Genomic DNA, 18,056 nt, shown 5'->3' on the forward strand with positions numbered 1-18,056 from the left:
CTGAGGGCGGGCCGCGCGGTGGAGTCGCGCGGACGGTTCGGCAATTCCGCGAGCGGGCGGGCCGCGCGTGGGCATGCCAGGCGTCGCCCGGCAGGCAGGGGCTACGCCCGCACCGGCCCCGTACTGGCCCGCTCCACCAACCGCGTCGACAACTCCGTCCGCGTTCCCTCCGGGCGTTTGCCCTCCATCATGCGGACCAGCAGGCGCATGGCCGTCGCCGACATCTCCGACAGGGGCTGGCGGACCGTGGTGAGGGCGGGGCTCGCCCAGCGGGACTCCGGCAGGTCGTCGAAACCGACCACGCTCATGTCGTCCGGGACGCTCAACCCCCGTTCGGCCAGGGCCTCGTAGACGCCGAGCGCCATCCGGTCCGAGCACACGAAGACGGCCGTTGGCGGCTCGGGCAGGTCCAGGAGTTCCAGCATGCGCTCGCGGGCGACGGACTCGTCGAACCCGGCATGGCGGATGTACTCCGGGCGCTGCCACACCCCCGCCGCGGCGAGCGCCGAACGGTAACCGGCCACCCGCGCGGTGCTGCACATCTTGCGCCGGTGCCCGGCGATCACCGCGATGCGCTCATGTCCCAGCGCCAGCAGATGCTCGGCCGCGGACATCCCGCCCTGCCAGTTCGCGGCCCCCACCGACACCACCCCCGCCGGCGGATCCACCACGGGGTCGATCATCACGAAGGGGATGCGATGGGCCTCCAGCCACGCGTACTGCGACGCGGTCAGCTCGGCCAGGTTGAACAACACCCCGGACGAGCCACGGGCGACGAGCTTGTCCAGCCAGCCCCGCTCCGGTCGCCCGCACCGCTTCCGCGTCAGCCCCGCCGACACCACCACCTCCAGGCCCGCGTCGTGCGCGGCCTCCTCCACCCCGTGCAGCACCGCCCCCGTCCAGGAGCTGTCGAGCGAGTGCACGACCAGGTCGACCAGGGCGGGCGGCTTCCCCGCGTCGAAGCGGGGTCTGCGTACGTATCCCAGCCGGTCCAGGGCCTCCGTGACCCGGCGGCGGGTCTCGGGCGCGACGTCCTCCCGGCCGTTGACGACCTTGGAGGCGGTGGGCACGGACACCCCCGCCTCCCGGGCCACGACCGCCAGCGTCGGCCCGGCCGCCACGCTCGCACTCCCCGTACGGACCATCGGGAACCACCTCTCCGGCCCGCCCGAGGGCCATGGAAAGCTTTCGACCAAGGCTGGATAGTAAGCGCTTCCTACCCTAGGTTCGCCGCGCAGAGTCGGAAAGAGGTCGATGTCCACCGGCAGTTCCGCCGAAACCCCGTGAAATCGGCGGTGAGAGTGGCGTCGACCAGTCCATGGCGTGGATGCCCGTCCTCGCACCGGTGCTGCAGGGCCCCGAGCCGAAGTCGAACCGCACACGGTCCGTGACCGGCGGTGCGCCAGGTCCCCCGAACAGCCTCCAGCCCGCCCCGAGCGCCGGAATACCGAGCCGTGATGTGGTGCTCTGTTGTCACGGCGTACGAGCGCGGCGAGAAAGCTGGTGGTCGAATGACGGCGGTCCAGACAGAGCCCGTGGTGAACACGCCCTACGGAGCCGTCCGCGGCCGGTACGAGCACGGGATCGCGGTGTTCCGGGGCATCCCCTACGCGGCGCCCCCCTTCGGCCCCCGCAGGTTCCGGCCGCCCCTGCCGCCCGACCCCTGGGACGGGGTCCGGGACGCCGGGGCGTTCGGGCCGACGGCGCCGAAACCGCCGTACTCCGAAGCCTTCGCCCAGTACCTGTCCGACCCGGTCGTGCCCGGCGACGACTGCCTCAACCTCAACGTTTGGACACCGGAACCGGGCCGCGGGGCCCGCCTCCCGGTCCTGGTGTGGCTGCACGGCGGAGCCCTGACCAGGGGTTCCTCGGCCGTCCCGGTGTACGACGGGCACGCCTTCGCCCGCGACGGGGTCGTCTTCGTCTCCGTCAACTACCGCCTCGGGGTCGAGGGCTACGGCCTGTTCCCGGACACCCCCGCCAACCCGGGCCTGCGCGACCAGCTCGCCGCGCTGGAGTGGGTGCACCGCTCGGTCGGGGAGTTCGGCGGCGACCCGGCCCGCATCACCCTGGGCGGCCAGTCCGCCGGAGCCATCAGCACCGGCGCCCTGCTCGCCGCACCGCGGACCCAGGGCCTGGTCCGGCGCGCGATCCTTCAGAGCGGGCCGCCCGAGGCCGCCGACCGCGACAAGGTACGGCGCATGGTGCGCCGGATGGCCACCCGGCTGAAGATCCCCGCCACCGCGGCCGCCTTCGCCGAGGTCGACCGCGAACTGCTGCTGCGCACCCAGGGCGAGGTCGGCCGGCTCAGCAGCCCGGTGCTCGGCGGCCCCGCCTTCGGCGTCGTCGTCGACGGCGACCTCGTCCCGCGCGACCCTCTCGAGGCGCTGATCGAGGGCGGCGCGGCCCGGGACGTCGAGCTGATGATGGGCTGGACCCGCGACGAGTACCGCCTGTGGTTGGTCCCCGGCGGCCTCCTGGAACGCGTCGACCGCCTCGGCGCGGTCGCCCTCGCCGGCGCCATGGCCCGCTGCCACACCGGGCACGAGGTGCCGCGCGGTTACCGCCTGCTGCACCCGGAGGCCGGCACCGCCGAGATCGTCGGCCAGATGGTCACCGACCACCTGCTGCGCCGCCCCCTGCACCGCCTGGCCGACGCCCGCCCCGGGGCCTGCCACCTCTACGAGTTCGCCTGGCCCTCCCGCCTGCCCGGTCTCGGCTCCTGCCACGCCCTGGAACTCGGCTTCGTCTTCGACACCGGCGAGCGCCCCGAGTCGGCCAAGCTGGCGGGCGAGGGCACGCCGCGTGAACTGACCGAGGCGATGCACGGGGCCTGGGTGCGGTTCGTGGTCGAGGGGGACCCGGGATGGGAGGCCTGGGACGACAGGCATCCGGTACGGATCTTCGGCGACAGCCACAGCGACGGCGGCCGGGGTGGTGCGGCGGATGCCGTGTGCACGGCCGTGCGCAGCCCGTACACCGCATACGGACCACGAGATGCGGAACTGGCGCTCTGGGCGTCCGCGCCCGCCGAACCCGCCGCCGTCACGCCGGGGGAGACCACCCCCGCGCCGGCCCTTCCCGCCGGTTCGCCCGCGCGCGGCACGGAACTGCGGTCGGTCGTGCGGCGCCTGCGGCTCCCCGGAGCGGTCCGTCGGCAGTGACCGGGGTGCCCGGGCGGAGGATCCCGGCCTTCGTGCGCGGCGCCTCTCACGCGCCCGGCGGCGGCCGCGGGATCGAGCGAGCCCCCGTGGCCGGGAGCGCTCGGCGCCGTCCGATCAGCCCGGGCGCCCGGAGCCGCCTGCTCAGCCCACCTGGGCGCCGAACCACCGAGGCAGCCGTTCGACCAGTTCCTGCTGGTCCTCGCCGACCCACGCCACGTGACCGTCCGGCCTCAACAGCACCGCGGGCACGTCCAGTTCCTCGCACGCGTCGACCACGTGGTCCACCCGGTCCGCCCACCCGGTCACCGAGAGCCGACCGGTGCGGTCGAGCAGCAGGCCGCGGCCGCCGTGCATCAGGCCGTAGAGGCGGCCCTGCTTCAGCTGGACGTCCCGCAGGCGCCGGCCGAGCAGTTCGTGGCCCTCGCCGACGTCGTAACGGACGTCCAGCGCGGTGACCTTCTCGACGAGGTGCCGGGCGACCGCGTCGAAGTCCAACAGCTCGGTGATCAGCCGACGAACGGCCTGGGCGCCGGGGTCGGTTGAGATCAGCATGCTCTGCGCGCGGGTGTTGTCCAGCACGGCGGCGGCCACCGGACGCCGTTCCGCCTCGTAGCTGTCGAGCAGCCCGGCAGGCGCCCGGCCCGCGACCTCGGCGGCCAGCTTCCAGCCTAGGTTGAACGCGTCCTGGACACCGAGGTTGAGCCCCTGACCGCCGAGCGGCGGGTGGACGTGCGCCGCGTCGCCGGCCAGCAGCACCCGGCCCACCCGGTAGCGCTCCGCCAGCCGGGTCGCGTCGCCGAAGCGGGAGAGCCAACGCGGCGTGTGCACACCGAAGTCGGTGCCCGCGACGGCCCGCAAACGCTCCCTGAACTCCTCCAGCGTCGGCGGGACCGTACGGTCCTCGGCCACCCCCGCGGCCGGTACGACGACCCGGTACCTGCCCTCCCCGAGGGGCCCGAGCCCGAACCGCTTCTCGGTCCGCCGGACCCGGGCCACGACCGCGGCGATCGTCTCCGGGGCCTCGGTCGCCTCCATCTCGCCCAGCAGGGTCTCCTCCCGGGCGGATTCGCCGGGGAAGCCGACCCCGAGCAGCCCCCGCACCGTGCTGCGCCCTCCGTCGCAGCCGACCAGATGGCGCGAGCGCAGACGGGTGCCGTCGGCGAGTTCGGTCGTCACCCCGTGCTCGTCCTGGCTCAGACCGACCACCTCGCAGCCTCGCCGGATCTCGGCACCCAGCTCGACGGCGTGCTCGGCCAGCAGCCGGTCGGTGAGGGTCTGCGGGATGCCGAGGACGTGGCCGTGCGCGGTGTCCAGCTCGGGGGCTGGCTTGTCGATGGCGGCGAAGAAGACACGGTCGAGGGGACGCAGCGATCCATGGGCGAGGAACCGCTCCAGCAACCCGCGCATGTCCAGCACCTCGATGCTGCGCACATGAAGGCCGAGCGCCCGGGCGTACGCGGGGGGCTTCGGGTCCTTCTCCAGCACGAGCACGCCCACGCCGTGCAGCCGCAGCTCACCGGCCAGCATCGAGCCGGTCGGGCCACCGCCGACGATGATCACGTCGATCATGGGAATCCCCCTCTCACCCCCGCGGCAGACCCACCGGGCGACGCGTCGCGCGCACGCCGTGGACGCCTTGTTTCCGCAGGTCCTGGCTTCGGACCGGTGATTCTCCGGCACCCCGGGGGTCTTGGCGCAAGGCCCCCGGTGAGCTATAGGTTGACAGTGGCAAGGAGTGGTCCGCTCCTTGCCATCGTCGTTCGCCGCCCGTCCGGGCTCACGCCGAGGTCAGCGTCCCGGCGATCGAGGCGATCGCCCCCGGACCCACCCGGCAGCACCCGCCGATCAGCCGCGCCCCGGCCTCCCGCCACGCGCGCACCTGGCCGGGGGAGAAGGTGGAACGGCCGTTCCAGGCGCGGGCCTCGGCGTCCCAGGCCTCCCCGCTGTTGGGGTAGACGACGACCGGCTTGCCGGTGACACGGGCGGCGATCTCGACCGCCGCGTCCACGTCCTCGGGCGCGCAGCAGTTCACCCCGACCGCGATCACCTCGTCCACGTCGGCGGCCAGGGCGAAGGCCTCCTCCAGGGGCTGCCCGGCACGCGTCCGCCGCCCCTCGACCGAGTACGACAGCCAGGCGGGGGTCCGCAGCCCCCGCACCGCCCGCAGCAGCGCCGCCGCCTCGTCGGCGTCCGGCACCGTCTCCAGAGCCAGCACGTCGGGTCCGGCCGCGTCGAGCACCTCCAGCCGGGGCCGGTGGAAACGCTCCAGCTCCTCGACGCTCAGGCCGTAGCGCCCCCGGTACTCGGAGCCGTCCGCCAGCATCGCCCCGTACGGGCCTACGGACGCCGCCACCCACAGGGGCCGCGTGACGCCCTTCGCGTGCGCCCGGGTAGCCGCCTCGCGGGCCAACTCGACGCTCACGGCGAGCAGTTCGGCGGCCCGATCGCGCGTCTCGCCCCGCTTGGCGAAGCCCTCGAAGGTGGCCTGGTAGCTGGAGGTGATCGCCACGTCCGCGCCCGCCTCGAAGTAGGCGAGATGCGCCTCGGTGATCGCCTCGGGCCGCTCCGCGAGCAGCCGCGCCGACCACAGCTCGTCGGTGAGGTCGTGCCCGGCGGACTCGAGCTGGTTGGACATGCCGCCGTCGAGCACGACGGTCCCGGCGGCGAGGGCCTCGGCGAGAGAGGAGTTGCTGGTCATGCCGTCGACGGTACTCCGGGGGCTGCCGTCGCAGCGGGCATGTCCACCCCGCGAACAGGCGGGCGCGCGCATCGGTCCTGCCGCGGGCGCCCGGACCCGCGCCGGCCCGGAGCCGCGTCCGTCGGCTGTGCCTACACCGGGTGGCGGCCGGGAGTTGCGCCAGTCGGCTGTGCCTACACCGGGTGGCGGCCGGGAGTTGCGCCAGTCGGCTGTGCCTACACCGTGTACCGGCCCGGAGCCGTGCCCGTCGGCCATGCCTACGACCCGTGCCGGCCCGGAGCCGTGTCCGTCGGCCGTGCCTACGACCCGTGCCGGCCCGGAGCCGTGTCCGTCGGCCGTGCCTACGACCCGTGCCGGCCCGGAGCCGTGCCCGTCGGCCGTGCCTACGACCCGTGCCGGCCCGGAGCCGTGCCCGTCGGCCATGCCTACGCCGCGTGCCGCCCGCCCCGCCGGTTCCCGCGTCGGCGCCTCGCCGCCGGGATCGCGAGGCCGCCGAGGAGTCCGAGCCCCAGGGCGTACGGCCACCAGCCGAGGCGGTCGTCGCTCGCGGCGCCCACGGCGCTGGTCGTCACGGGGGCGGAGGCCGACGTCGATCGCGGGGCCGGGGACGGGTGCGAGGTGGCGGCGGTGAGCACCACGTCGTTGCCGTCGCCGCCCCGGTAGCTGATCCGGTAGGTGGTCGCGGCGAGCCTCACCTCTGCTCCCTCCTTCCACCCGGTGAAGGCGCCGCTGGTCCTCGCCGCACCCGTGTGGTTCAGCACGGTGATCTCGCGCGCGGGTGCGCTCCCGGCGGCCGCGAGGTCGAGGCCCCCGGCCAGCCGGACCGTGCCGGACACCTTCAACGGCTTGTCCCGCAGCACGAGTTCGCCCCGTGCGCTCTGGGTGTAGTTCCCGGAGATGGTGACCCCGCCGGCGACGACCCCGTCGTTGGTGACCGAACCCTTCACCGTGCCGGTGCCGCTCAGCGAGGTCGTCACCCGCAGCCCCGCCGTCCCGGCGTCGAGACGAGCCTGCGGAGAGGTCAGCCGGATCGCTCTGCTGTGCCGGAGGTTCGCCCCCTCGCGCAGGGCGAGCGTGCCCTTCCTCACCGTGGTCGTCCCCGTGTACGTCACCCCGCTCCCCGTCAGGGTCGTCGTGGCGGTGCCAGTCTGGGTGACCGATCCACTGCCGCTGATCCGGGACAGGGTCAGGGCCTTGCGGGCGTTGTCCAGCACCAGCGAGCCGTGGTCGACGACCCTGTACAGGCTGCCCGCGGTGTACAGCCCGCCGTCGCCGCCCTTCCGGCCGCTGCCGAGCCGCAGCACCGCGCCCTTCTCGACGGTCGTCGAGCCGTCGTAGTACTGCACGGCGGCGAAGGTGACCTCGTTGCCGCGCGTACCGGCGATGACGACGTCCCCGGCGCCGGGCGCCGACAGGGTGTCGTGGAACCTGCCGCCGCCGATGGGGGCGCCGAGCGTGACCGGGCCGTTGTAGTCGAAGGTCAGCCGTGAACGGGAGCGCGCCGCGAGGAGGTTGATGTAGACCGTCTCGGCCGTGCCCGGCATGAAGATCCGGTGGGTCGTGCCGTCGCCCCAACGGACGCTCGCGCCCTTGATGTTGGTGCCGCGCTTGTTGACGTTCCTGTGTGCGGGCGTCCAGTTCAGGGACGGGTCGCTGAGCGAGGGGTCGGTGTCGCCGCCGCGGTCCGACCAGCTGTACTGGCCCGTCAGGATCACCTCGCCGCCCGGCCGGGACTGGACGTTGATGTCGCTGCCGTACTCGCGCTGGTAGAAGTCCATGCCCTGGGTGACGGTCTGCCCCAGCGGGGTGTCCACGGTCCAGGTGCCCTGGTTGAGGACCTTGCGGACGTTCGGCAGCGAGGTTGCGAACTCCGGTCGCCCGGCGTTGACCTGTGTGCCGTTGTCGATCACCCCGGAGAAGGGATGGGTGCCCGACAGGTCCCACGTACCCCAGAGGAAGCGCGGCTGGGTGATCAGCCCGGAGCCGCTGATGGTGCCCAGGTTGTAGGCGGATTTCAGGGACAGTCGTAGCGTGCCGTCGACCCGGATGTTGTCCTGGTTGAGCGCGAACTGCGGGGTGCCGTAGGGGAAGTGGCCGATCAGACCGGTGGCGCCGCCGTTGCCGTACTGGAGCGTCGCGCCGCGGGCGACCGTGATCGCGGGCGGGTCGGGGTCGGTCGTGGTGACGTAGGGGTGGTCGCCGCCCTGGACCGACACCTTCTGCCGCCGTCGGGACTCCGGCAGCTGGACGTCGCTGCTCCTGGTCAGGACCAGGGTTCCGGTGCCGCGCACGGTGAGTGTGCCCTCGCCGCGGAGAACGCCGTCGTACGTCGTGGTCCCGGAGGGGACGGTGACGACCGTGTCGCCGGTGAGGGTGACGTCCCGGCCCGCGAGCACGTCGGCGGTGATGTCGCGGGTGTCGGCCGCTCGCGCCGGGGGAGCGGTGATCAGGAAGGCGACCGTCGCGAGGGCGCCTGCTGCGGCTGCTGTCTTGTGGGTATGGCTGCGCACGGTCACGGAGACGGGACGGACCGGCCCTCGATAACAGAAAAGTGCCCGCGAAGAACCGCCCGGCAGAAAGCGCCTTCTTCCCGTCGCGTCCGACCCGTTGACCTCCTCGTTCCCCAGCCTTACCTTTCGGCTGTTCGCAATAACAACAGATGTTCTCAATATCGAACATCACTCTCAGGACACCCCCCTCCGAGAGGCAGTCCGTATGAGCCGCACTCCCGAGGTCCCCGACAGGCGACTGCTGCTGAAAGGCGCCCTGGCCGCGGGCGCCCTGGCCGTGACCCCCACCGCCGCCGCAGCCGCACCGAGCCCCCAGAAGACGCCCCCGTTCGTGAACCCGCTCGTCCGCAACCGCGCCGACCCCCACATCCACCGCCACTCCGACGGCCACTACTACTTCACCGCCACCGCCCCCGAGTACGACCGGATCATCCTGCGCCGCTCCCGCACCCTGAACGGACTGGCGACCGCCCCCGAGTCGGTCATCTGGACCAAGCACGCGACCGGTCCCATGGGCGCCCACATCTGGGCGCCGGAGATCCACCGCATCGGCGGCAAGTGGTACGTCTACTTCGCCTCCGCACCCGCCGAGAGCGTCTGGGACATCCGGATCTGGGTCCTGGAGAACGCCAGTCCCAACCCGTTCAAGGGGACGTGGGTCGAACGCGGCCAGCTGAAGACGGCGTGGGAGACCTTCTCCCTCGACGCCACCACCTTCACCCACCGCGGTACCCGTTACCTCGCCTGGGCCCAGCACGAGCCCGGCATGGGCAACAACACCGCCCTGTGGCTGTCGAGGATGGCGAACCCGTGGACCCTGACGGGTCCTCAAGTGCGGCTCTCCACACCCGAGTACGACTGGGAGTGCGTCGGCTACAAGGTCAACGAGGGCCCCTCGGTCATCGCCCGCAACGGCCGGCTGTTCATGTCGTACTCGGCCAGCGCGACCGACTTCAACTACTGCCTGGGCCTGCTGACCGTCGACGCGGACGCCGACCTCATGGACCCCGCGAACTGGGCGAAGTCACCGACGCCCGTCTTCACCAGCAACGACACCACCCGGCAGTACGGCCCCGGCCACAACAGCTTCACCGTCGCCGAGGACGGCCGCACCGACGTCCTCGTCTACCACGCCCGCCAGTACAAGGAGATCGTCGGCGACCCGCTGAACGACCCCAACCGGCACACCCGCGTCCAGAAGCTCGGCTGGCACGCGGACGGCACCCCCGACTTCGGCATACCGGTGGCGGACACCGCCAGGAACACGGAGGTCACGTCATGAGACGTGTGTACGCGGTACTGCTCGCCCTCTGTCTGGCGCTGGCCGGCGCACTCGCCACCGCGGGCCCCGCCCAGGCGGCACCCCAGAAGATCATCAACGGCACCCAGTTCACCGACGGTTCGGGCAACCCCGTGCACGCCCACGGCGGCGGGGTCCTCAAGGTCGGCTCGTACTACTACTGGTTCGGTGAGCACCGCAACAGCGACAACACCTTCCGGTACGTCGACGCCTACCGCTCGACCGACCTGAAGAACTGGGAGTTCCGCAACCACGTCCTGACCCAGTCGAGCGCCGCCGAGCTGGCCTCCGCCAACATCGAGCGCCCCAAGGTCATGTACAACGCCGCCACCGGCAAGTTCGTGATGTGGATGCACAAGGAGAACGGCACCGACTACAGCGAGGCCCGCGCTGCCGTCGCCGTCTCCGACACTGTCGACGGCACCTACACCTGGCAGGGCAGCTTCCGCCCGCTCGGCCAGCACATGTCCCGGGACATCACGGTCTTCGTCGACAGCGACGGCACCGGCTACATGGCGTCCGCCGCCAGGGAGAACTACGACCTGCACATCTACCGGCTCACCGCCGACTACACCGGCATCGCGAGCCTGGTCGCCAACCCCTGGCCGGGCGGCCACCGCGAGGCCCCGGCCCTGTTCAAGCGGGGCGGCGTCTACTTCATGCTGACGTCGGGCGCCACCGGCTGGAACCCCAACCAGCAGCAGTACGCCACCGCCACCTCCCTCGCCGGCCCGTGGAGCGCGATGGCGAACGTCGGCGACTCCACGACGTACGGCTCGCAGACCGCGTACGTCCTTCCCGTGCAGGGCACTTCGGGCACCTCGTACCTGTACCTGGGCGACCGCTGGGGCAACTCCTTCGGCGGCACCGTCAACGACTCGCGTTACGTGTGGCTGCCGTTGACCTTCCCCAGCTCCACCACGATGTCGATGTCCTGGGCCCCGGAGATCACCGTCGACACCGCCGCCGGGACGATCAGCGGGACCAGTGCCACGTACAACACCCTGATCGCCCGCAACAGCGCCAAGTGCGTGGACGTGCCGAGCCAGTCGCTGTGGCAGGGCGTCGCCCTCGCCCAGTACACCTGCAACGGCGGTGCCAACCAGAAGTTCTGGTTCAAGGACCTCGGCACCGGCTACTACCAGCTCGTCGGCCGGGGCAGCTCGCTGTGCCTCCAGGAGAACGCGTCCACCGTCACCCAGGAGAACTGCGGCAGCGCGACCACCCAGCAGTGGTCGGTGGTCACCTCGGGCTCGTACGTCACCCTCAAGGCCCGCGCCTCCGGCGAATGCCTGGACGTGAACGGCGCGTCCACCGCCAACTCCGCCGCGATCATCACGTACACGTGCAGTGGAGCGACCAACCAGCAGTGGACGCGCGGGACCTGACGTCAGGCCAGCAGGTCGATCGCGTCGATCGAGGTACCGGCACTGAGGAAGGACGTCGACCCCGAACCGCTCGCCACGTGGATCTTCAGCGTGTTGTAGGCGCTGGTGTCCGTCAGCCAGGCGGACGCCGGCACGCTGTAGGTGAACGTGTGGTTGTTGCCCCGGTACGAGCCCACGGTCAGCGACCGGGTGCTCGGCTGGGTGGGCGGGGAGGGGACGGCGGACGTCCAGGTGTCGTTGACGACGACCTGCGGACGGCCGTTGGCGTACGCCGTCGTCACCCCGATGCGCAGGGTGTGCGCGGCGGCGGCCTGGGCGGCCGTCAGCTTGAAGTAGACGATGATCCCGCTGTTGACGTCCTTCCACAGATAGCAGGGGAAGGACGAGGTCTCGGTGCCGCTGCCGACGACGACGTTCCCGGTCCAGGAGGCGGCGCGGACGTCGGACGGATGGGCGTACGTCATCAGATCGGCGTTCTTGAAGCCGCTCGGCGTGCCGTTCCAGTCGTTGATGCGCCAGATCGCGCTCGCGTTGCTCGGGTCGTTCGAGGACGGTATCGCGAGGGAGTTGAGGGTGGTCGTGGCGCCCGCGCTCACGCTCACCGAGGTGGTGAGGACGGCGAGTTCGCCCTTGAAGACGGTCAGCGTGTACGTCCCCGGAAGGACACCCCCGATGGAGAAGTAACCGTCCGAGGACCGTGCCGAACCCCAGTACTGGGCGGCGGAGTTGGCGAGCCCGACCGTGTAGGCGTACGCCGTGTTCCGGCCGGTGATGCCGACCCCCGCGACCTTGCCCCGGCCGCTCGCGGGGACGTGGCCGGAGATGCCGAGCGAGTCGGCCCACGACGTGGTGAGGGTGCCCGGGTACAGCGCGGAGGAGGGGGCGCCGCCGTCCGTGAAGGCGATGACGTAGGGGCCCTGGAGGCCGAAGCGCTGGGCCTCCGTCTGGTTCTCCCCGTAGTACAGGATCTCGTACAGGCCGCCGCCGTCCGCGCTCTGGTGGCGCAGCAGGGAGCGGTAGAAGGGGCCGCCGGAGGCCTTCTCGTGGTTGGAGCGCACGATGTACAGGCCGACGCTGCCGGTGGTCCAGCCGACGTAGTTGTAGTCGATGACCCGGGACTTCGTGTAGTGCTTCGAGCGGGTCTGGCCGTCGGACTTCGCGAAGACGTCCTGGGCCTCGATGGTGGTGGGCGCGTAGGTGTAGGAGTCGGACTCGTCGTTGAGGAACTTGCCCGCGTTCACGCGCAGGATGTAGCGGGTCGCGCTGACCGAGGCGTCGGCCTTGTTGGTCCACAGATAGATGTTGTTCTCGCCGCTGCGGGCCGCGTAGTAGTGCTTCAGCGTGCCGTACGCGACCGAGATCAGGATCGTCGTACCGGACTGCTTGATGCTCACGGTGGAGGTGCCGAGGCCGGACTCGATGTGCGAGTTCTTGCCGCCGTAGCCCTGGTACTGGGTGCCCTTGTAGACCAGCGAGGTCAGGTCGCCGTTGGTCTTGCTGACCTTGAAGACGAGGCTCGCGCCGGTGTCGACGACGTAGTTGGAGCCGTCGTCGGACCAGCCGAAGGTCGCGGCGGAGGCGGTCCGGGCGAGGGGGCCTGCCAGGGCGGCCGTGCCGGCGGTGGCGGCGGTGCCGAGGACGAAGGTGCGGCGGCGGACCGGTCTGTTCGCGGCGGATCCGGACATGGGGGGTGCCTCCTTCGAGGACATGTGGGGGCGGTGCGGGTGAGAGCGAGAGTGACAGTTGAATCGATTTCGCGAAAGGGCTTTCACTCGCTGGAGGTTGGCAATCTTGTGAAAACTGTGCGAGGACTAGAAAGCGCTTGCCAATGCGGGTACGGTCCAGCCGCCAGGCCTTGTCACGTGTCGTAGGAGCCTCGAATGAGACGTTTCAACCTCGCCCTTCTGGCGACGGTCGCACTGAGCACCGCCCTGACCGCCGCACCGGCGCATGCCGCCCCCCACCGGCACCGCCCGCTCGGCCTCGAGAACTGCACCGCCGGCGCCTGCCACTTCGACGTCCCCGCGGGCACCTACGACGTGCGGGTCCTCCTCGGCGGAGAGGCCGCGTCGAGCACCGGCGTCAGCGGCGAGACCCGCCGCTCCCTGCTCCCCGAGACGGCCGTCCCGGCCGGTGAGCGGGTGGCCCGCAGCTTCACCGTGAACGTCCGCACCCCGGAGGGCGAGCCCACCGGGGCCGAGGGCACGGCCGGCCTGGACCTCGTGCTCGGCGGCTCGGCCCCCGCACTCGCCGACATCAGGGTCACCCCGGCCCGGCACGCCCGCCAGATCTTCCTCGTCGGCGACTCCACTGTCTGCGACCAGCCCGGCGACCCCTACTCCGGCTGGGGCCAGCAACTGCCCCAGTACCTGCGCAAGAGTGTCTCCGTGGCCAACTACGCCGACTCCGGCGAGAGCACGGTGACGTATCTGTCCAACCCGCAACTGTTCGCCACCGTCCAGCCGTTGATCCGCCGCGGTGACCTCGTCCTGGTCCAGCTCGCCCACAACGACAAGACCACCGACGAGGTGACCTACCGGACGAACCTGGAGACACTGGTCGCCGGTATCCGCGAAAAGGGCGGTGAGCCTGTCCTCGTGACGCCGATCGTGCGACGCTGGTTCAACTCCGACGGCACGCTGAACAACAACACCGCACTCCTGGTCAACGGCCTCGGCGTCGACCACCCCGCCGTCATCCGCTCGGTCGCGGCCGACAAGGACGTCCCGTTGATCGACTTGACGGCGAGGACCAAGTCGGTCGTGGAGTCCTTGGGAGTCGAGGGTTCCAAGGCGCTCTACCTCTACAACGAGAAGCGGGACAACACACACACCTCCGTCCACGGGGCCACGGTGTACGCCGGTCTCGTCCGCGACGAACTCGTCGCCCAGCACCTGCTGCCGGCAGGCCGGGTGCGGGCGGAATGAGCCCCTGGGGCGCCTCGACCGGAACCGAGGCGCCCCAGGCCTGTACGCCCCCCGGGCGCTCCGCTGCAATGGCGGTGACCTGTCTGCGGGCCGGCGGGAGCTGATCGCGCAGTTCCCCGCGCCCCTGAGGGCGCGTTACCGCACCGGACGTCGTGAAGAACCGAAAGAAGAGACGCATGCACCTCCCTGCCGACGACCGCATCCGTAGCCCGTACACCGGTTACACCCGCGCCCACTGGGAGGCCGCGGCCGACGGCTTGCTCGCCGCCACGGAGCCGTACGCCGCCGAGGGAGGCGCCCTCTACCACTTCCCCGGCGACCGCACGAGTTGGTCCGGCCGGCTCTCCGACGGGCTGGAGGGCTACGCCCGTACGTTCCTGCTCGCCGCCTTCCGCCAGGACGAGACCGCCCTCCAGCGCTACGCCGAGGGCCTCGCGGCCGGGGTCGCGGGCGTCTGGCCCCGTATCGAGGACCGCAGCCAGCCGCTGGTGGAGGCGGCGTCGATCGCAGTGGCCCTGCGCGTGACCCGCCCGCTGCTGTGGGACCGGCTGGACGAAGGGGTACGGCAACGGGCCGCGGCCTGGCTCGGCGACGCGCTGACCGCCGAGGCCTGGCCCTGCAACTGGGAGTTGTTCCCCGTCACCGTCGGCGGCTTCCTGGAGGAGATCGGCCACGAGCCCGAGGCGTCCCGCAAGGCGATCGAGCGCGGACTCGGGCGGATCGAGGAGTGGTACGTCGGCGGCGGTTGGTACACGGACGGCGACGGCCGGAAGTTCGACTACTACAACGGCTGGGCCATGCACCTCTACCCGGTGCTGCACGCCTGGTTCTCCGGCGACAGCCGACTGTCAGCCCTGTACGGCGAGCGCCTCCAGGCCCACCTCGCCGACTACGCCCGCCTGTTCGGCGGCGACGGCGCCCCCCTGCACCAGGGCCGTTCCTTGACCTACCGCTTCGCCACCACGGCACCCCTGTGGCTCGGCGCCCTCACCGGCCGCACCCCGCTCACCACGGGCCAGACCCGGCGGTTGGCGTCCGGGGCGCTGAAGTACTTCCTGGACCGGGGCGCGGTGAACGCCGAGGGCCTGCTCACCCTCGGCTGGCACGGCCCCGACGACGCCCTCCTCCAGGGCTACTCGGGCCCGGCCTCGCCGTACTGGGCGAGCAAGGCGTTCGTCGGTCTGCTCCTGCCGCCGGACCACGAGGTGTGGACGGCCGAGGAGGAGCCCTCGCCGGTCGAGCGCGCGGACGAGGTACGGCCCGTCACCGCCCCCAACTGGCTGCTCCAGTCGACCCGTTCGGACGGTGTGGTGCGCCTGCACAACCACGGCAGCGAGGACGTCCGCTACGACCCGTACTACACCCGCCTCGCCTACTCGACGGTGACGGCGCCCGCACCGTCGTACGACAACAGTGTGATCGTCGGCGATGATCCGAGCCGCAGCGGTATCGAACCGCTCGGGGTGGGCGACGGCTGGGCGGCGTCGCGGCATGCGGCCGGCGGGGGAGCGCGGGTGACCAGCGTGGTGCTGGCCCGCGGGGCGGTGGAGGTGCGGGCCCATCTGGTGTCCGGGGCCGAGCCGGGGACGCCGGTGCGGATCACCGGGTGGGCCGCCCGTGAGGGTGCCCGGGCGGAGGCGCTGCCCGCCGTCGGCCTCGACGAGACGCTGACCGGCGCCACCGGCGAGGGCGGCACGCTCTTCGTCGCCGTGATCCGCCTCACCGGGGACCCGGATCCCGTGCCGCTGGAGGAGACGGTGACGGTACGGGCCGACGACGCGGGCGAGTTGACGGTTCGGTGGCGGGAGGGGGGCGAGGTGCTCGTGCGGGTGGGGGACTCCGGGGTGGAGGTCGTCCGCGGGGGGTGACGGGCTGGATGGGGCGGTGGCGTGGGGGACTCCGGGGTGGAGGTCGTCTGTCGGGGGTGACGGGCTGAACGGGGTGGACGGCGTTCCGGCAGGATGGGGGCCATGAGTGGGGGCGACGCACGCGTGGAACTGCTGGAGCGGGCCGGACTTGAGGCGGTGGGGGAGCGACGGGTCGAGGAGGTGCTGCCGCCGCCGTTCGCGTGGAGCCATGTCGTCGGGTGGGAGGTGCGGCCGACCGCGAAGGTCGCCGCGGACCGAACCGACCTGGTCGCCGAGATCAACGCCCAGTGGCACCGGCTGGCCCGCGAGACGGGGATCCTCGACACGGACGGGACCTTCCTCGTCGACGCCGGGGGCCCGTCCCGGCAGTGGCGGCGGGTCCGGCTCACCGCCGACTGGGACCTCGCGGGCGTGCTCGGGGAGCGGCCCGGACAGCCGGAGTTCCTCACCCTGTCGCCGGACGGCGACACCCTGCTGGGCGTCACCACCGAGGAGTACGAGGTCTGGCTGGTCGCCGTCGACCGGATCAGGGAGCGGCGCGAGGAGGTCGCGCGGGCCGCGGGCCGGGAGACGGCCGAGGAGCGGGCCGCCGCCTGGGAGTCGTTGTTCCGACGACCGAGGCCGGTGGAGAAGCTGCTCGACGCCTGGGCGAACGGTCTCTCCCTCAACCCGGCGGTCCCGGAGGACCTCCGGCCCCGGTTGACGCGCAGATCGTCGTACGCGATGTACGGCGCGCTGCCGGCGGAAGCCGTGGACGCGGCGCTGGCCGACCCGGACTGGAAAGTGCGGTCGAGGGCCGTGCAGGACCAGCCGCACATCACCGCCGACCAGTGGGCCCGGGTGATCCTCGGTGAGCGGGACGAGCGGCAGCGGTGGCTGCTCACCATGATCGCGGCGGACCGCGCGGCCGAACTCGACGAGGACACCTGCCGCCGGCTCGCCGCCGACCCGTCCTCGCGGGTGCGCGGTGAGACCGCCCGCCTCGGATGTCTGCCCGTCGCCCTGGCCCGCGCGCTGGTCGCGGACCCCGACGACCGCGTCCGGGCCGTGGCCTGCCAAACGGCCTGGCCGCACCTCGACGCCGCCGCACGCGCGTCGCTCGTCGACGGGCCGCCCGGCTACGCACGTTCGCGGTCCCGGCTTCTGCACCACCGCGAACACCCCATGCCCCGGCCGGTGTTCGAGGCGCTGGAGGAGCGGGACCTCCAGCGGGAGGCCCTGGAGACCTGCCTGCTGAGCCGTGACCTCGCCGAACACCTGGCACGGCACGGTGACGCGGACGAGCGCCGCTCCCTCGCCCGCAACCCGGCCGTGGACCCCGATCTCGTCGCCCTCCTCGGCCAGGACGCCGACGTGTGGGTCCGCAACACGGTGGCGCAGCGAGCCGACCTCACCGAGGAGCAACGCGCTCGCATCGACTTCGACTTCGACCCCGCACAGCACTCCTGGGCCCTCGACTGGATCGTCGCCCTGCACGAGGACGAGGACGCGATGCGGCGTCTGGCCGCCTCCGCCCACCCCCTGGTCCGCAGGAGCGTCGCCCGCGCCCGGCATCTGCCGCCGGACGTCGTCGCCCGCCTCGCCCGCGACGAGGACCGCGTCGTCCAGCTCTTCCTCGCGGAGTCCTGCGACGACGCGCCCGCCGACATGCTCCTGGAGGTGTGGCAGTGGTGGGACGGCGGCCTGACCACCCCCGACCGTCCGCGCGGCCACCCCAACTTCCCCCGCCACGACCTCCTGCGCTACGCCGACGACCCCCGCCCGCGTATGCGCCGACTCGCCCTGGACGACCCGGAGTCCACCCCCGAGCTGGTGGAACGCCTCAGCCGGGACGCGAGCGAAGAGGTCCGCTACCGCGCCGCGGCCGATCCCCGGCTCTCGGCGACGGCGGCCGCACGGCTCCTGGAAGACCCCCACGAGCACATCCGGCTCGCCGCCGCACTCCACCCCCGCCTCCCGGCCCGGCTCCTGGTGCGCCTGCTGACGTCCAGCACCGGCAACGCGGAGGCGGCCGCCCGCAATCCGGGGCTGCCCGTCGAGGTGATGCACCGGATGGTCGAGCTGCTCGGGAACGAGACGCCGGACGGCGGTGGGAGCGAGACCGGCCCGCTCGGGGAGTGAGGCGGCTGATTCTCAGCGTCTTCGTCGTCGGCGACGCCCCGGTGAGAAGTGGTGCGTCGCGCTGAAGTCAGGCCCTCCGC

The 18,056-nt window shown here is 72.2% G+C and carries 11 protein-coding genes; 6 read left to right on the forward strand and 5 right to left on the reverse strand.

Going from position 1 to position 18,056, the window contains the following annotated elements; genetic code table 11:
- Positions 1–101: 101 nt before the first annotated feature.
- Positions 102–1,145, reverse strand: a complete 1,044-nt coding sequence (locus ACH41F_RS08865) for a LacI family DNA-binding transcriptional regulator (RefSeq protein ID WP_398833978.1) — start codon at positions 1,143–1,145, stop codon at positions 102–104.
- 366 nt (positions 1,146–1,511) lie between these two features.
- On the opposite strand from ACH41F_RS08865, the gene ACH41F_RS08870 reads away from it, so the two are divergent.
- On the forward strand, positions 1,512–3,164 hold the full coding sequence (locus ACH41F_RS08870; RefSeq protein ID WP_398833980.1) for a carboxylesterase/lipase family protein: 1,653 nt from the start codon (positions 1,512–1,514) through the stop codon (positions 3,162–3,164).
- A 141-nt stretch (positions 3,165–3,305) separates the two neighbouring features.
- On the opposite strand, the gene rox is transcribed toward ACH41F_RS08870, so the two are convergent.
- The 3 genes from rox to ACH41F_RS08885 form a co-directional block, all read right to left on the reverse strand.
- A complete protein-coding gene (rox, locus tag ACH41F_RS08875) occupies positions 3,306–4,733 on the reverse strand; it encodes a rifampin monooxygenase (RefSeq protein WP_398833982.1) in 1,428 nt (475 codons plus the stop codon).
- Positions 4,734–4,941: 208 nt separating this feature from the next.
- Complete coding sequence (gene mmuM, locus ACH41F_RS08880; protein WP_398833984.1) at positions 4,942–5,862, reverse strand: homocysteine S-methyltransferase; 921 nt, start codon at positions 5,860–5,862, stop codon at positions 4,942–4,944.
- 425 nt (positions 5,863–6,287) lie between these two features.
- Positions 6,288–8,372: an autotransporter gene (locus ACH41F_RS08885; protein WP_398833986.1), complete on the reverse strand. Its 2,085-nt coding sequence runs from the start codon at positions 8,370–8,372 to the stop codon at positions 6,288–6,290.
- 205 nt (positions 8,373–8,577) lie between these two features.
- Here ACH41F_RS08885 and ACH41F_RS08890 point away from each other — a divergent pair, with 205 nt between their 5' ends.
- The gene (locus ACH41F_RS08890) at positions 8,578–9,654 is read left to right on the forward strand and encodes a family 43 glycosylhydrolase (protein ID WP_391233941.1); all 1,077 of its coding nucleotides are present in this window, start codon (positions 8,578–8,580) and stop codon (positions 9,652–9,654) included.
- Positions 9,651–11,060 (forward strand): RICIN domain-containing protein, encoded by a 1,410-nt coding sequence (locus ACH41F_RS08895; RefSeq protein WP_391233942.1) that lies wholly within the window; start codon positions 9,651–9,653, stop codon positions 11,058–11,060. Before ACH41F_RS08890 ends, ACH41F_RS08895 begins: the two co-directional genes overlap by 4 nt.
- 2 nt (positions 11,061–11,062) lie before the next feature.
- Here the strand turns inward: ACH41F_RS08895 and ACH41F_RS08900 are convergent, their stop codons facing one another.
- Positions 11,063–12,745, reverse strand: coding sequence for a rhamnogalacturonan lyase B N-terminal domain-containing protein (locus ACH41F_RS08900; RefSeq protein ID WP_398833989.1), 1,683 nt, complete (start codon positions 12,743–12,745; stop codon positions 11,063–11,065).
- A gap of 195 nt (positions 12,746–12,940) precedes the next feature.
- On the opposite strand from ACH41F_RS08900, the gene ACH41F_RS08905 reads away from it, so the two are divergent.
- The 3 genes from ACH41F_RS08905 (at position 12,941) to ACH41F_RS08915 (ending at position 17,976) form a co-directional block, all read left to right on the forward strand.
- On the forward strand, positions 12,941–13,987 hold the full coding sequence (locus ACH41F_RS08905) for a rhamnogalacturonan acetylesterase (RefSeq protein WP_398833991.1): 1,047 nt from the start codon (positions 12,941–12,943) through the stop codon (positions 13,985–13,987).
- 176 nt (positions 13,988–14,163) lie between these two features.
- The gene (locus ACH41F_RS08910) at positions 14,164–15,855 is read left to right on the forward strand and encodes a DUF2264 domain-containing protein (RefSeq protein WP_398833993.1); all 1,692 of its coding nucleotides are present in this window, start codon (positions 14,164–14,166) and stop codon (positions 15,853–15,855) included.
- Positions 15,856–15,957: 102 nt separating this feature from the next.
- A complete protein-coding gene (locus tag ACH41F_RS08915) occupies positions 15,958–17,976 on the forward strand; it encodes a PE-PGRS family protein (protein ID WP_398833995.1) in 2,019 nt (672 codons plus the stop codon).
- The last annotated feature ends 80 nt before the right edge of the window (positions 17,977–18,056 follow it).

The sequence above is a fragment of the Streptomyces sp. NPDC020489 genome (assembly GCF_044386545.1).
In the GTDB taxonomy this organism is placed as follows: Bacteria; Actinomycetota; Actinomycetes; order Streptomycetales; family Streptomycetaceae; genus Streptomyces.

Bases quoted from the DNA above. Each gene is read 5' to 3' on its own strand.
- ACH41F_RS08865 (WP_398833978.1), bottom strand. From the start codon at position 1,145: ATGGTCCGTACGGGGAGTGCGAGCGTGGCGGCCGGGCCGACGCTGGCG.
- ACH41F_RS08870 (WP_398833980.1), top strand. From the start codon at position 1,512: ATGACGGCGGTCCAGACAGAGCCCGTGGTGAACACGCCCTACGGAGCC.
- rox (WP_398833982.1), bottom strand. From the start codon at position 4,733: ATGATCGACGTGATCATCGTCGGCGGTGGCCCGACCGGCTCGATGCTG.
- mmuM (WP_398833984.1), bottom strand. From the start codon at position 5,862: ATGACCAGCAACTCCTCTCTCGCCGAGGCCCTCGCCGCCGGGACCGTC.
- ACH41F_RS08890 (WP_391233941.1), top strand. From the start codon at position 8,578: ATGAGCCGCACTCCCGAGGTCCCCGACAGGCGACTGCTGCTGAAAGGC.
- ACH41F_RS08895 (WP_391233942.1), top strand. From the start codon at position 9,651: ATGAGACGTGTGTACGCGGTACTGCTCGCCCTCTGTCTGGCGCTGGCC.
- ACH41F_RS08900 (WP_398833989.1), bottom strand. From the start codon at position 12,745: ATGTCCGGATCCGCCGCGAACAGACCGGTCCGCCGCCGCACCTTCGTC.
- ACH41F_RS08905 (WP_398833991.1), top strand. From the start codon at position 12,941: ATGAGACGTTTCAACCTCGCCCTTCTGGCGACGGTCGCACTGAGCACC.
- ACH41F_RS08910 (WP_398833993.1), top strand. From the start codon at position 14,164: ATGCACCTCCCTGCCGACGACCGCATCCGTAGCCCGTACACCGGTTAC.
- ACH41F_RS08915 (WP_398833995.1), top strand. From the start codon at position 15,958: ATGAGTGGGGGCGACGCACGCGTGGAACTGCTGGAGCGGGCCGGACTT.